Here is a 14,452-nt window from a genome sequence, read left to right as displayed (position 1 = left end):
TCATACCCCCACTTGATTCATCAGTAATGATAGATTGATATGGTCTTTTACCATATGTAGAACCGTTTCTTTCGTCACATTGGCAAGCTTTGGCGTAATCCCTAAAATCGGCACACCGCATAAGCGCTCAATCATTTCTGGATTGGTTTTTTCATCATCGCCAAGAGAATCACTGATTCCATTAATGACAATTCCGGCAATTGGCAGACCCATGCTTTTTGCATATTGGCAGGTTAAAAAGGTATGATTGATTGTTCCGAGATGAGGACGTGCCACTATGATGATGGGAAGCTGTAGCGCTTTTATGACATGACTGACTAAAAAATCCTCTCCCAATGGCACAGAAATACCGCCCGCACCTTCTACGATAAAGCATTCATGTTTTTCTCTTATCCGCTCCCAATGGCTTAAGACCTCTTCCATAGAGACAGCCTTTCCTTCCAGCTTTCCTGCGATATATGGTGCAAGCGGTGCGTTGAAGGCAAAAGGCGTAATATCTTCATGAGAAAGCTTGGTCTGTGACATGTCTTTCAGCAGACTTGTATCACTATCCGGATGATGTCGAGATATACCGCTTAAAAATGGTTTAAACACCCCGACATCTTTGTTATGTTCTCGCAATAAAGCGGCGATTCCGCTGGATATAACCGTTTTCCCCACTTCTGTATCTGTTCCTGTCACAAAAAAACCCCTCAAATGATATGCAGCTCCTTTCCAATTGATTGAAATGATGTCAGCAAATGATCAATATCACCCATACTATGATCAGCAGTGATTGTTAATCGGATCCGGCTTTCACCTGGCGCAACGGTCGGCGGCCGAATGGCAGGGGCATAAATTCCATTGTCCTGCAGTTTTTCAGCAAATGTGACCGTTTTTCGGGCATCGCCGATGACTATAGGAATAATCGGCGTGTGATCACCTTTTACCACATAACCCATGTTCTTCAGACTGGTTCTGATCATGTTGATATAAGAAAATAAAAGCTTCCGTTTCTCCCTGCTGGCTTCAATGATGTTGAAAGCCTCATAAGCGGCTGCACAGCTGGCTGGCAAAATAGCAGTTTGAAAGATAAATGTTCTGGCATGGTTGAGCAAAAACTCGATGAAGACCGCTGAACCTGCGGCAAAACCTCCTTCCGTGCCAACAGCTTTGCTTAAGGTGCCAATCACAATGTCAGGACAAACACCAAAGTACTCACTCGTTCCTCCTCCCGAATCACCCAAAACACCTGTTGCATGGGCATCATCAACGATCACGAAGGCATGATAGCGTTTCGCAAGTGAGATAATCTGATCAAGAGGGGCAATTGTGCCATCCATGCTGAATACCCCGTCTGTTACGATAAAACGGCGCTGATAACACTGTGTTTCATTCAGCTTGTTTTCAAGATCATCCATATCAATATGCCGGTAAACAACTGTATCAGCCTTGGACAGCCGGCAGCCATCAATTATACTTGCATGATTGAGTTGATCACTTAAAATGACATCTTCCTTTTCTGGCAATGATGAAAGGACACCGACATTGGCTAAATAACCGCTCGAAAACAGTAAAGCCGCTTCCGTCCGTTTAAAGGCGGCAATCTTTTTTTCAAGCTTTTCATGCCAAGCCGAATTGCCTGTCGTTAAACGGGAGCCGCTGCTTCCTGCCCCAAATTGTTGCAGTGCTTCTTGGGCTGCAGAAATCAAGCGGCTATGGCTTGCCAGTCCTAAATAATTGTTTGAAGACCAGACCGTTTGATTCTCTCCATCAATGTTCCTCTCTGGAACCGGAGCCCCGTTCATTGTCCGCAAATTACGGTATAAGCCTGCTTCCTTTGCTCTGTCTAACCGCTCGTATAACCAGGCGTCAATCTTCAAGGCTGGTAACCTCTTGGATCGCTTGTTTCATAATGGCAACCATTTCCGCGAGCTCTTCAGCTGTGCTGGCGAGAGGAGGCAGAAATGCAATCACATCCCCAAGCGGCCTTGTCAGCATGCCAAGCTCCCGCATTTTTAAGGATACTTTGTAGCCAATCCGCCGATCAGCAGGGTAAGGCTTTTTGGTTTCCTTTGACTGAACAAGCTCTGCACCGCACATAAAGCCCAGCTGCCGAATATCTCCCACGTGAGGAAGAGCATACAAATCTTGAAGAAGGAAATGGAGTTTTTCACTTTTTTGCGCTACTTGTTCCACAAGGTTTTCAGATTCAAATAACCTCAGATTTTCAAGTGCAACCGCACAGCCGAGCTGATTTCCTGTGTAGGAATGACCGTGAAAAAAGGTTTTTTGGTTTATATAATCATCATAGAATGCCGTATAGATGTCTTCAGTGGCAAACGTAACTGCGATTGGCAAATAACCTCCTGTAATGCCTTTGCCGGCAGCCATCAAATCAGGCTGGACATTCTCGTGTTCACACGCAAACATTTTTCCGGTACGGCCAAAACCTGTAGCCACTTCATCAACAATCATCAACACGTCGTATTTAGTACATAGCTCGCGCACGCCCGCCAAATATCCTTCCGGCATCACAATCATACCGGACGCCCCTTGGACCATTGATTCTATTGAAAGCGCGGCAATTTCCTCATGATGTTCTTCGAGCAGCTGTTCGAGCTCTCGCAGGCACTCATCACGGCACTCATCAGGATCTCCGCTTTCAGAGCGATACACATTAGGAATCGGAGCTTTGTAACTATCAAACATTAACGGGCCGTATATGTGGTGGAACAGTTCAATTGAACCGACACTGACAGCGCCAATCGTATCACCGTGATAGCCATTTTTCATTGCGATAAATTTTTGTTTCTCAGGCTTTCCGATGTTCTTCCAATACTGAAACGCCATTTTTAGGGCTATTTCCATCGCTTCTGCACCGCTGTCTGAATAAAAGACTCGCGTAAGGTTTTTCGGACTGATGTTGATTAATGTTTCGGCTAGCTGGGTTGCAGGAACATTAGTCATGCCCAATAACGTGGAGTGCGCGATTTTTCCGAGTTGTTTTTTTATGGCGTCATCTAATTCCTTTTTGCGGTGCCCATGGACATTAAGCCAAACAGAAGAAAACCCGTCATAGTATTCCTTGCCGTTTATGTCTTTGACTTTGATACCAGTGCCGCTTTCGATGATTAATGGGTTTTCATCATAATCTTTCATTTGGGTAAACGGCAGCCAGAGGTGCTTTTTACTTTTTTCTATCAAATCATGAGTCATGGTCTTCCTCCCACTCTATTAAAATAGGCTGCTTCTCCAGATCATGTATGTACGTATTTACATCTTCGGAGCTATTAATAAAAAAGATGCGGCCGCCCTCTTCAGACCCGTATTCTTTCATTGCTGTAATACGCTGATAGCCCATTTTCTTGCCTGCAACGTAGCCTGTTATGTAATCAGGGTCATCTGACCAGCATAATTCTGCAACGGCTGCCGGGTACCGGCTAGCCTTTGTGGCGAGCGCAAGTGCCTCTTTTATTCTAGAATGCGCCGGCATGTGATAGCGAAGCGCCCATTTTTCAAAGTTGGCGTCCGGCCAATCCATTCTGGAGACCCTCACCCCTTTTCCTTTTGTTTGATCAATCCGTTTGCCTGAATGAATATCAAACAAAACAGCTCCCCTGACACCCGACCATGAATGAATTTGTTGATATGCTTTTTCAATCACTTCTCGTGAAATGCCTTCTCTTTCCAACAACAATCGGGCAAGCTTTTGTCCCTCTTTCGGGGAACTCACTTCGTTCGTATACACTGGCAATGGCTGAATGGTTTTTATCGGCTCATGTACCTCTTCAAATTGAATTTGCATAAAATCAGGTTTTCCCCTTGAGTGGGATAACCCTTTCTCTAGTAAAAAATTGACTGTACGCTTCATCTCATGGAAAGGAATAAGCCGTTCTCCGCCAGATATATGCTTTCCGCCGTCTTCATGAGATCCATTCATAGAAGCCCTCATTCTGACACTATAAAATACTTCTTCTTGCATCTTTTCTCGCCCTTTCACTGATAACTGAAGAACGTATATCACATCTTATTCTAATTGTTAACCAAATATAAATTAAAGTTAACAATTAGAATATTATTATTCACATACGATTCTGTCAATATAGGAAATCTTCATTTTGTTTTAGAGCTGGTTCTTAAAACGAGCAAAAAGACCGTTTTACAGTAAAACGGCCCTAGCATTAGATATCTATTCCTTTGCGTTTTTTTTCGATTTCGAACCTTGATGAACAAGCCGGTCCCATTTACTAACATCAGCCCAATAATCGTATTGCCTAACGGCGCCCAACCATTCTCACCTGTGAAAAATAAGGACAGAGCCACCTTCCCAACAAGTGTCACATTCAATAGAATGAAACCAAATACAAGCGACCGCTTCCAGAAAGCAGCCAAAATAAAACAGAGAAAAACCATCATGAAAGCAATTGTTAAAACAGCCGAGACCGGACTGCTTAAAAGCATTTGCTCGAATTCGAGCACTTCTTGCATTTGCAGATGAATCTTCTTAGGTTCCGGAAACCAGACCATACTGCTCATCATCAATACAAAAGTGATGATGATGCCTTTCCAGCTGCGCTTATACGCAGCATAAACCAATACGAGTAAAAAGAGGGGACGAATATACCAGCTTAATGGATTGAGATGCCGTCGGAAAGCCCAATCCAAAATGTCTTGTAATTCTATTGGTTCCACATCCCTCGCTAATTCATTGAAATGTGATATGTTTCTAACAAAACTCTTTCACCTGGCCTTCTGCCAGTTTCCCGTAACGGTCACAGCCACTTTTGCAAAAACCGGACAGCTTCACGCCTCATGACTGCTGTTTCGAAATGCCCCGAAGCGGAACGGACCACCCGATAGCAATCAGAAGCTCCCTGTCCAGCATACACAGCTGTCAATTCTTTTTCGATTTTGTTCACACCCTCAGCCGGCGTTAACCGGTCGTGTACACCAACAAGGCTAAGGTGCGGGCGCGGCGCGATCATGCTTTGGATCTCCGAGGCAGAAAAATGCTTTGCAAGCGACGGAACGTAATAATAAAAGCCGTGCCGGTCAAGATTCTGTGTTTTCATCAGCACGTGATGATCTACCTGGCTGCACAAATCCACACACACCTTAATCCGGTCATCGAGCGCCGCTGTCCACCACGCCATCAACCCTCCCATAGACATGCCGATGGTCCCTATTCTGTCAGGCTTCACATCAGGGCGAGACTGCAAATAATCTAACGCTCTTAAACTGTCATAAATCATCATGCCCCACATCACTCTTCCGGTAAGAAGCATTTCTTTAAAAATCTCGCTTTCCGTTTTTCCCCGCCGATCTCCAAATCCCCAATGGTCAATCGCAAGCACGCCGTACCCAAGAGAAGTCAGCTCACGGAAAAAAGAAGGCGCTTTCAAATAATCCGCTCCTTCAATCAGTTCACTCTTTCCCCTGTCATACTGGCCGCCATGCGAATGCTGAAACAATACGGCTGGATAAGGCCCTTTTGCAGATTTCGGTTTCACAAAATAAGCGGGCACCTTTTCATGTCCGTTTAGATGGAGCAGGAGCGTTTCAATGATGTTTCCTTCTCTTTCTTCAATACGCAATATCTCTGTACTGATTTCCCCCTGATCAGGCAAATCTCCAAGCAATCGAAACAGTTGCTTTCTTCTTTCCGTACTCATTCCCTCACCCTTCCTTTTTCGCTTACTTCACATTTACGAGACGAATCTGGTTTCTCCTTTATTTTTCCAAACCAAATCGCATCATTTACTAAATGTTTAGTAAACATGACGAAATATTTCGAAAATATTTGTTGTAACCGCTTACTTTCATATGATAGTATCAATTTATCAAAAACAGAGAAGTTAATATTTTACTAAATAGATGAGAGGGATACCTATGGTTCGGATTAAAGATATCGCCTTGAAAGCTAATGTTTCCAGTGCGACTGTTTCCAGAATTTTAAATGAAGATAAGTCGCTTTCTGTTGCTGGCGAAACGAGACAAAGAGTCATCACTATCGCAGAAGAGCTCGGCTATCAAACGGTTGCCAAACGCCGGAAAGCCCGCGGGCAAAAACAGCGGGCCCAGCCGCTGATCGGCGTGCTGAGCTGTCTGTCTCCTGATCAGGAACGGCAGGACCCTTATTTTTCTTCGATTCGCAAAGGCATTGAAAAAGAATGCTTTGAACAGGAAATTTTCATTACCAATTCGATTCATCTCGGTTCCTTTCAGGAGCCTATCTTTCGGGCACTGGATGGTGTCATTGTCGTCGGCCGTGTTCATGATAAGGCGGTTAAGCATATCAGCGGAAGGCTGGAACATGCCGTATTTATCAATCATTCTCCCGATCCGCAAGCATACGATTCGATTGGCATTGATTTTGAATCCGCTTCACACCAAGCGATTAATCACCTTTTCGGTCTTGGTTACAAACGGTTAGGTTACATAGGCGGGCAGGAAAAAGAGCATACGCTGAAGGACGGTCAAAGCATTCGCAGAACCATAGAAGACAAACGGCTGACCGCCTTTTTGGAGTCCTCCGCCCCCCAGCCTGAGCATGTACTGATCGGAGAATACAGCATGCGCGAGGGTTATCGCCTGATGAAGAAAGCAATCGCCAAAGGCAATCTGCCGGAAGCATTCTTTATCGCGAGTGATTCCATGGCGATCGGCGCGCTAAAAGCGCTTCAGGAAGCCGGACTGCAGGTGCCGCGGGATACAGCAATCGTCAGCTTTAACGGCATTGAAGAAGCTGAATTTGCCAGCACGCCTTTAACGACGGTGAAGGTGTACACAGAGGAAATGGGCCGTACAGGTGTAAAACTGCTGCTTGATCGTCTCAATGGCCGAACCCTCCCTCACCATGTCACCCTGCCCACAACATTAATCGTGAGACAAAGCTGCGGATATACAGCTAAGGAGGTGACATAAGCAAGCATTCATCACGATGATAAGGAGGAAAAGATGAAACACACTTTTGTTTTATTTCTCTCTCTTATTCTGCTTGTTCTGCCCGGCTGCTCAGCAGAGAAAAGCTCAGCAGATACCGCAAAAAAGACGTTAACCATTTATTCTACAATGTCAACTGACAGTGAAAGAGATACGTTCAGAAAACTGGCGGCAGCGTTTGAAAAGGAACACAGAGACCTTCGTGTCAGCCTTCATTTCCCAGGCAATGACTATGAAAATATGATGCGTGTCAGAATGGCAGCCAATGATTTGCCTGACCTTTTCGATACACATGGCTGGGGAAAAATCAGGTATGGAGAATATACAGCGGATCTCAGGGATATGGGATGGACCCAAGCTCTTGATCCCAATTTAAACAGCATCCTCAAAAATAAAAGCGGAAAGGTGTATGCCTATCCGATCAATCAGGCAAAAGACGGCCTGGCATATAACCGCAATATTTTAGACCGTTATGGCATTAACCCGCCGGAGACCATGGATGACTTTATCAAAGCGCTGAGAACGATTAAAGAAAAGAGCAAGGGAAGCATTGTTCCCTTCTGGTTTGCCGGATATGACAAAAGCTCATTCGCCCAATATTACGACCAATTCGCTACACCTCTTCTCATAACAGATCCTGCCCATAATGAAAAAAAACAGCTCACCAACGGCACTTTTCAATGGAACAAATTCACTTACTTATCAGACATCCTTAAACAAATGCAGAAAGAAAAATTGATTAATATTAACGCCGTAACCGCAAAAAAATCACAGCTCATTGAATTAATGGCCCAAAACAAAATCGCCTTTACGATGCAAGGCGGCACGCTCGGCCAAGACGTTGCCCAGATCAATCCAAAGGTCAAGGTCGGCATTATCCCCACACCTGCCATACATGAAGGTGATGAGCCGATATGGATCGGCGGTGAACGCTACACACTTGCAGCATGGAAAGACTCCCCTCACGTAAAGGAAGCAAAAGAATTCATCGCATTTATGGCCCGTCCCGCCAATGCCAAACGAATGGCTGAAGCCACATCGCTTCCATCAGGTCTGACCAATGTCAAAGCTGATATTTTCTACTCAAATGACTATGAGCATTATCAAGATGTCAAAGTCGAGCCTTACTTCGACCGTTTATATTTGCCAAACGGAATGTGGGATGTCCTAGGCACGGTCGGGCAGGAGCTTATGGCTGATATTTTAACGCCTCAAGAGATTTCGAAGAAGCTGGGAAGAGAATACAAACGACTCCGGGAGCAATCGGAAACACAGGGAGCTGAAGAACAATGAGTGAGATCGCAAGAGACGTTCATGTGAAACAGGTTAAGCCAAAAAAGCAGTCCTCACTTTGGTGGATGTATATTCCTGCTTTGCTCTCCGTTCTGGTCTTTATGATTTATCCGTTTGTGAAAGGCGCATTGACCACCTTTACAAACTGGAACGGCTTTTCACAAGTCTACCAATGGGTAGGATTCGCGCAATATGAAAGGCTGTTTTCTGATCCTGACACTTGGCACATCTTAAAAAACACGCTGCTTTACGGGCTCGGCAGCACCTTTTTCCAAAATGTAATCGGACTCCTGTACGCCCTGCTCTTGAATCAAAGCATTAAAATGAAAGCGATGACAAGAACAATTGTCTATTTGCCGGTAATGATTAGTCCGCTCATTATGGGCTATATTTGGTACTTTTTCTTCTCCTATGATGGAGGTGCACTTAACGATTTGCTCGGTGTATTCGGCATCAGCCCAATCAATGCGCTCGCCAGTCCATCGCTCAATCCGTGGATCATTGTCATGATTAACACTTATCAATATGTCGGGATCGCTATGGTTGTCTACTTAGCTGGCCTGCAAAGCATTCCGAAAGACTACTACGAAGCGGCGCAAATGGATGGTGCGAAACAAGGCCAGCAGTTTTTCAGCATTACGCTGCCGCTGTTAATGCCCTCGATCACGATTAATATGGTCATCAACATTATCGGAGGCTTAAAGCTGTTTGATGTCATTATCGCGCTCACCGCAGGCGGTCCCGGAAACGCGTCACAATCCATGTCCACATTTATGTATGATTTGTATTTCAAACGGCAGGATGCCGGCTATGCCGCAACGCAAGGCATATTTATGGCATTTGTCATTTTGATCATCAGCTTATGCGCGCTTGCGTACTTTAAAAGAAAGGAGACGGAAACGTCATGAAGGCCGCCCGTTCAAAAAAACTGCGGATCGTTACACTTTTTGCCGCCATTGTGGCCTGTGCGCATGTTATCCCTTTTTACATCCTGCTGACCACTTCATTAAAAGCAAAAGGAGACTACAGTTCAAAATGGCTGTTTCCAGCCGATATCTCCTTTCACAATTTTTCAGAGGCATGGGAGCGCGCTTCGTTAGGAAACTCTTTTATGAACACCATCATCATCACAGGTTTTTCTGCCTTGTTATTAATTATATTCGGCTCACTTGCTGCCTACCCGCTTGCACGGCGGGAAACGAAACTGAATAAAGCTGTATTTGCCTTGCTGATTTCCATTATGATCATCCCTCCGTTAACGTCGATGGTGCCTTTGTACCGAATGATCGTGGACGCCGGAATGGTCAATACACACGCCATCGCCATTTTGATCAATACAGCGGCTTATATGCCGTTAACCGTATTCTTGTATTCTGGCTTCATCCGTTCGACCATTCCAAAAGAGCTTGAAGAGGCCGCAAGAATAGATGGCGCAGGCATGCTGAAAATCTTTTTTACGATTGTGTTTCCTCTGCTGAAGCCAATCACTGCGACCATCTGTATTATTTCCTGTGTCTTCATATGGAACGACTATCAATTTGCGATTTTCTTTTTACAAGATCAAAAGGTTCAGACATTAACAGTAGCCATGGCAGGGTTTTTCGGTGAAAACGCCAACAATCTGCATTTAGTTGCCGCAGCCGCACTTATGGCGATGATGCCGATGGTTATTCTGTTTTTGGCCCTGCAAAAATACTTTATTGCCGGCCTGTCATCCGGAGCGGTAAAGGGATAACATTAAGGGAGGAAGCAATATGAAAAAGATTACATTTATCGGTGCAGGGAGCACCATTTTCGCCAAAAATGTATTGGGAGACTGCTTGTTAACTGAAGCGCTGAATGGATTTGAATTCGCCCTATATGACATTGATCCAAAACGCTTACAGGAATCCCAGCTCATGCTCGAGAATCTCAGAGACCGCTATAACCCGAGCGTGGCCATCAACAGCTATGCCGACAGAAAACTCGCCTTGCAGAACGCAAGCTATGTCATCAATGCGATTCAGGTTGGAGGATATAAACCGAGCACAGTCATCGATTTCGAGATTCCGAAACGATACGGGCTGCGTCAGACGATTGCCGACACAGTCGGCATCGGCGGGATCTTCAGATCACTCAGAACAATCCCAGTCTTATTTGATATCGCAAAAGATATGGAGGAAATGTGCCCGGATGCATGGTTTTTAAACTATACAAATCCGATGGCCTCTCTTACAGGCGCCATGCTCCGCTATACGAATGTCAAAACAATCGGACTCTGCCACAGTGTTCAAGTGTGCACGAAGGATTTATTCAAATCTCTCGGAATGGAGCATGACGGAATCGAGGAGCACATCGCGGGCATCAATCATATGGCTTGGCTTTTGGAAGTCAAAAAAGACGGCGTAGATCTATATCCCGAAATCAAAAGGAGAGCGAAAGAAAAACAAAAAACAAAGCATCATGATATGGTGCGGTTTGAATTGATGGATAAGTTCGGCTATTATGTCACGGAATCGTCCGAACACAACGCAGAATACCATCCATACTTTATTAAACGGAACTATCCCGAGCTGATCAGCGAGCTGCAAATCCCGCTCGACGAATATCCGAGAAGATGCGTCAAACAGATTCAAAATTGGGAGAAAATGCGGGATGATATCGTCAATAATAAAAACCTTACGCATGAACGCTCAAAGGAATATGGCTCAAGAATTATAGAAGCAATGGAAACGAACGAGCCGTTTATCTTCGGTGGAAACGTCTTGAATACAGGACTGATCACCAATCTTCCTTCAAAAGCGGTTGTGGAAGTGACATGCGTTGCCGACAGAAAAAAAATTACCCCTTGCTTCACCGGAGAACTGCCTGAGCAGCTTGCAGCCTTAAACCGGACGAATATTAATACGCAGCTGATGACAATTGAAGCCGCTGTTACACGAAAAAAAGAAGCGGTCTACCAAGCGGCAATGCTTGACCCTCATACAAGCGCGGAGCTTTCCATGTCTGACATCATCTCCATGTGTGATGATTTATTTGCAGCACACGGCGATTGGCTTCCGGAATATAAATAAAAAACTAGGGGACTGCTTTCCCCCTAGTTTTTTGGTTTTGTTTCGCCTTCCCAGGCCATCATGCCACCTTCAACATTGACTGTTTTAAAGCCCTGCTCATCCAAGTATCTGCAGACATTCATGCTGCGCATTCCTGAGCGGCAGATAAACACGTACTCTTTGTCTTTATCAAGAGTGTCCATTTTTTCAGGAATATCCCCCATCCGAATATGAACGGCTTGCGGGATCATGCCTTCCGCCACCTCTTCGTCTTCTCTGACATCAATCAAATATAATTCTTCGTCCGCCTCAATTTTTTCTTTTAAAGCGGCTGTGCTGATTTCTTTTATCTCCAATGAAAACACTCCTATTCACAATGGTCATGTTCAGTATAGCAAAGTCAGCCGTGCGATTGCTATTCAGAGACTGATGAAAAACCCCCTTTTGCCAAAGGGGGTTTTTTCTAAGGCTTAGTTTGCCACAATATTGACAAGCTTGCCAGGCACCGCGATGATTTTTCGAATCGTTTTGCCTTCAAGCTGCCCTTTGACCTTTTCGTCTGCTTGAGCAAGCTCTTCCAGCTGTTCTTTCGTTGCATCAGCAGGAACCTGTAATTTCGCTTTTACTTTTCCGTTCAGCTGAACAACGATTTCAACTTCATCATCCACAAGTTTTGTTTCATCATATACAGGCCAAGCTTCGTACGCAATCGTGCCGGAATGGCCAAGCTTCTCCCAAAGCTCTTCCGCTAAGTGAGGCGCGATTGGAGAAAGAAGCTTTACGAAGCCTTCCATATATTCTTTCGGAAGCTCTGTTGCTTTATACGCTTCATTAATAAAGACCATCAGCTGGGAAATACCCGTGTTGAAACGAAGGCCTTCATAATGGTCTGTGACTTTCATGACCGTTTCATGATACACACGCTCCAATGTTTCACCAGCGCCTTCAACGATTTTGCCATTAAGCTCACCGTTGTCTTCAACAAACAGGCGCCATACGCGATCTAGGAAGCGGCGCGCGCCGTCTAAGCCTGATTCAGACCAGGCGATTGAAGCATCAAGCGGCCCCATAAACATTTCGTACAATCTCAGCGTATCAGCGCCGTGAGAAGCAACGATTTCGTCAGGATTGACAACGTTCCCTTTAGATTTACTCATTTTTTCGTTGTTTTCACCGAGAATCATACCTTGGTTGTAAAGCTTTTGGAACGGTTCTTTCGTCGGCACTACACCGATATCATAAAGGAACTTATGCCAGAAGCGGGCATACAGAAGGTGAAGCACGGCATGTTCTGCGCCGCCGATATACATATCAACCGGAAGCCATTTTTCCAATTTGTCTGGTGATGCCAGCTGATCCGGGTTGCGCGGATCAATATAGCGCAAGAAATACCAGCAGCTTCCCGCCCATTGCGGCATTGTATTCGTTTCTCTTCTTCCTTTTTTCCCTGTCTCAGGGTCTGTGACTTCCACCCAATCTTTAATGTTCGCAAGCGGTGATTCGCCTGTTCCGCTCGGTTTGATTTCATCCGTTTTCGGCAAAATCAACGGCAGCTCCTCTTCCGGCACAGCCGTTGATGTTCCGTCTTCCCAATGAATGACCGGAATCGGTTCGCCCCAATAACGCTGGCGGCTGAAGAGCCAGTCGCGCAGACGGTACGTCACTTTCTTCTCGCCGTTTTTCGTTTCTTCCAGCCAAGCGATCACTTTCTCAATCGCTTCCTGCTTGTTAAGGCCGTTCAGAAAATCTGAGTTCACGTGCTCGCCGTCGCCAATGTACGCTGCTTCCTCAACGTTTCCGCCTTTCACGACTTCCTTCACCGGAAGGCCGAATGTTTTGGCGAATTCAAAATCACGCTCATCGTGGCCAGGAACAGCCATAACAGCACCTGTTCCGTATGAAGCAAGAACGTAATCCGCAATCCAGATCGGCAATTTTTCTCCGTTTACAGGATTGATCGCATAAGCTCCTGTGAAAACGCCTGTCTTTGTTTTCGCAAGGTCTGTACGCTCAAGGTCACTCTTTGATTGAATGTCTTTGATATATGCTTCAACAGCTTCTTTTTGCTCTGCCGTTGTGATGTTTTCCACCAATGCGTGTTCCGGAGCAAGTACAGTGTATGTAGCGCCAAACAGCGTATCTGGTCTTGTCGTAAACACCGTAAAGGATTCAGCATGTCCATCTACAGCAAAATGAACGTGCGCGCCTTCAGAACGGCCGATCCAGTTGCGCTGCATGTCTTTAATGCTCTCCGGCCAGTCAAGCTCTTCCAAGTCTTCAAGAAGCCTGTCCGCATATGCTGTAATTTTCAGCATCCACTGCTTCATCGGGCGTCTCTCGACCGGATGGCCGCCGCGTTCGCTCTTGCCGTCAATGACTTCTTCGTTAGCAAGAACCGTCCCAAGCGCAGGGCACCAGTTTACAGGCACTTCGTCAACGTAAGCAAGGCCTTTTTCGTAAAGTTTTAAGAAAATCCATTGTGTCCATTTATAGTATTCGGGGTCAGTCGTGTTGATTTCACGATCCCAGTCATATGAGAAGCCAAGCGACTGAATTTGGCGGCGGAAATTATCAATATTCTGCTTCGTAAACACAGCGGGATCGTTCCCTGTGTCAAGCGCGTATTGTTCAGCCGGCAGGCCGAATGCATCCCAGCCCATTGGATGAAGGACATCATAGCCCTGCATACGCTTCATACGGGACAGGATATCTGTCGCTGTAAATCCTTCAGGATGGCCGACGTGCAACCCTGCTCCAGACGGATAAGGGAACATGTCCAGCGCGTAAAATTTTTGTTTTTCATTATGATCAAGAGTGGCAAATGTTTTGTTTTCAAGCCAATATGTTTGCCATTTCTTTTCTATCTCTTTGTGCTGAAAACTCAAAGTAAAAACCTCCTTCTGATTGAATACGGCGTTTATGGTTTAAGTATTGACGGGAAGGAGAAAATTATATTCAGAATATTCCCAAACTAAAAAAAACTCCCTCATCCCAAAAAGGGACGAGAGACTTTCGTTTTCCCGCGGTACCACCCTCGTTAGCGCGGCATGAGCCGCACTCACTTGATACTTTTAACGCAGTTATGCGTCAGCGGCTTTTCACCGCTGCAACTCTGAGGTGAGTTCGGAAACAAACTTGATTGACTTTCACCAGCCGTCAACTCTCTGCAACAATATCTGCTTCTTACTGCTCCTCTTCATTGT

General features: G+C 45.4%; 13 protein-coding genes and 1 other annotated feature (1 of these 14 cut by a window edge). Of the genes, 5 read left to right on the top strand and 8 right to left on the bottom strand.

The genetic code is table 11. From position 1 onward, the window contains the following. The 6 genes from bioD to MOF34_RS13410 form a co-directional block, all read right to left on the bottom strand. On the bottom strand, positions 1 to 696 hold the full coding sequence (gene bioD / locus MOF34_RS13435) for a dethiobiotin synthase (protein ID WP_268400481.1): 696 nt from the start codon (positions 694 to 696) through the stop codon (positions 1 to 3). After that, positions 693 to 1,862, bottom strand: coding sequence for an 8-amino-7-oxononanoate synthase (gene bioF / locus MOF34_RS13430; protein ID WP_268400480.1), 1,170 nt, complete (start codon positions 1,860 to 1,862; stop codon positions 693 to 695). Before bioF ends, bioD begins: the two co-directional genes overlap by 4 nt. Then, complete coding sequence (gene bioA, locus MOF34_RS13425) at positions 1,852 to 3,198, bottom strand: adenosylmethionine--8-amino-7-oxononanoate transaminase (protein WP_268400478.1); 1,347 nt, start codon at positions 3,196 to 3,198, stop codon at positions 1,852 to 1,854. The genes bioF and bioA overlap by 11 nt, the downstream gene beginning before the upstream one ends. Further along, entirely contained in the window at positions 3,188 to 3,964 is a 777-nt protein-coding gene (gene bioW, locus MOF34_RS13420; protein ID WP_268400477.1) for a 6-carboxyhexanoate--CoA ligase, read from the bottom strand. Before bioW ends, bioA begins: the two co-directional genes overlap by 11 nt. 131 nt (positions 3,965 to 4,095) lie before the next feature. After that, the gene (locus tag MOF34_RS13415; RefSeq protein ID WP_268400476.1) at positions 4,096 to 4,674 is read right to left on the bottom strand and encodes a hypothetical protein; all 579 of its coding nucleotides are present in this window, start codon (positions 4,672 to 4,674) and stop codon (positions 4,096 to 4,098) included. 80 nt (positions 4,675 to 4,754) lie between these two features. Continuing rightward, positions 4,755 to 5,654, bottom strand: a complete 900-nt coding sequence (locus MOF34_RS13410) for a dienelactone hydrolase family protein (protein ID WP_268400475.1) — start codon at positions 5,652 to 5,654, stop codon at positions 4,755 to 4,757. A 217-nt stretch (positions 5,655 to 5,871) separates the two neighbouring features. On the opposite strand from MOF34_RS13410, the gene MOF34_RS13405 reads away from it, so the two are divergent. Genes MOF34_RS13405 through melA form a run of 5 tightly spaced genes read left to right on the top strand, consistent with a single transcriptional unit; the run spans position 5,872 to position 11,270 of the window. After that, a complete protein-coding gene (locus MOF34_RS13405; RefSeq protein ID WP_268400474.1) occupies positions 5,872 to 6,906 on the top strand; it encodes a LacI family DNA-binding transcriptional regulator in 1,035 nt (344 codons plus the stop codon). Between the two features lie 33 nt (positions 6,907 to 6,939). Continuing rightward, a complete protein-coding gene (locus MOF34_RS13400) occupies positions 6,940 to 8,217 on the top strand; it encodes an extracellular solute-binding protein (protein ID WP_268400473.1) in 1,278 nt (425 codons plus the stop codon). Further along, positions 8,214 to 9,125 carry a carbohydrate ABC transporter permease gene (locus tag MOF34_RS13395; protein WP_268400472.1) on the top strand — a complete coding sequence of 304 codons (912 nt, stop codon included), beginning with the start codon at positions 8,214 to 8,216 and terminating at the stop codon, positions 9,123 to 9,125. The genes MOF34_RS13400 and MOF34_RS13395 overlap by 4 nt, the downstream gene beginning before the upstream one ends. Beyond that, positions 9,122 to 9,952 (top strand): carbohydrate ABC transporter permease, encoded by an 831-nt coding sequence (locus MOF34_RS13390; RefSeq protein WP_019715437.1) that lies wholly within the window; start codon positions 9,122 to 9,124, stop codon positions 9,950 to 9,952. Before MOF34_RS13395 ends, MOF34_RS13390 begins: the two co-directional genes overlap by 4 nt. 19 nt (positions 9,953 to 9,971) lie before the next feature. Next, positions 9,972 to 11,270 (top strand): alpha-galactosidase MelA, encoded by a 1,299-nt coding sequence (gene melA / locus MOF34_RS13385; protein WP_019715438.1) that lies wholly within the window; start codon positions 9,972 to 9,974, stop codon positions 11,268 to 11,270. Positions 11,271 to 11,293: 23 nt separating this feature from the next. Here the strand turns inward: melA and MOF34_RS13380 are convergent, their stop codons facing one another. Both MOF34_RS13380 and leuS read right to left on the bottom strand, forming a co-directional pair. Beyond that, positions 11,294 to 11,605, bottom strand: coding sequence for a rhodanese-like domain-containing protein (locus tag MOF34_RS13380; protein WP_003237998.1), 312 nt, complete (start codon positions 11,603 to 11,605; stop codon positions 11,294 to 11,296). A gap of 114 nt (positions 11,606 to 11,719) precedes the next feature. Next, entirely contained in the window at positions 11,720 to 14,134 is a 2,415-nt protein-coding gene (leuS, locus tag MOF34_RS13375; RefSeq protein WP_268400471.1) for a leucine--tRNA ligase, read from the bottom strand. 109 nt (positions 14,135 to 14,243) lie between these two features. Then, positions 14,244 to 14,452 (bottom strand) — a binding site (T-box leader) (it continues 6 nt past the right edge of the window).

The organism is Bacillus sp. T17B1 (assembly GCF_026796395.1).
Classification (GTDB): domain Bacteria; phylum Bacillota; class Bacilli; order Bacillales; family Bacillaceae; genus Bacillus; species Bacillus spizizenii_A.
This window is presented reverse-complemented; position numbering and strand designations above follow the sequence as displayed.

Excerpts from the sequence above, each read along its gene's own strand:
- bioA (WP_268400478.1), bottom strand. The coding sequence starts at position 3,198 with ATGACTCATGATTTGATAGAAAAAAGTAAAAAGCACCTCTGGCTGCCG.
- bioW (WP_268400477.1), bottom strand. The coding sequence starts at position 3,964 with ATGCAAGAAGAAGTATTTTATAGTGTCAGAATGAGGGCTTCTATGAAT.
- MOF34_RS13410 (WP_268400475.1), bottom strand. The coding sequence starts at position 5,654 with ATGAGTACGGAAAGAAGAAAGCAACTGTTTCGATTGCTTGGAGATTTG.
- MOF34_RS13405 (WP_268400474.1), top strand. The coding sequence starts at position 5,872 with ATGGTTCGGATTAAAGATATCGCCTTGAAAGCTAATGTTTCCAGTGCG.
- MOF34_RS13400 (WP_268400473.1), top strand. The coding sequence starts at position 6,940 with ATGAAACACACTTTTGTTTTATTTCTCTCTCTTATTCTGCTTGTTCTG.
- MOF34_RS13395 (WP_268400472.1), top strand. The coding sequence starts at position 8,214 with ATGAGTGAGATCGCAAGAGACGTTCATGTGAAACAGGTTAAGCCAAAA.
- MOF34_RS13390 (WP_019715437.1), top strand. The coding sequence starts at position 9,122 with ATGAAGGCCGCCCGTTCAAAAAAACTGCGGATCGTTACACTTTTTGCC.
- melA (WP_019715438.1), top strand. The coding sequence starts at position 9,972 with ATGAAAAAGATTACATTTATCGGTGCAGGGAGCACCATTTTCGCCAAA.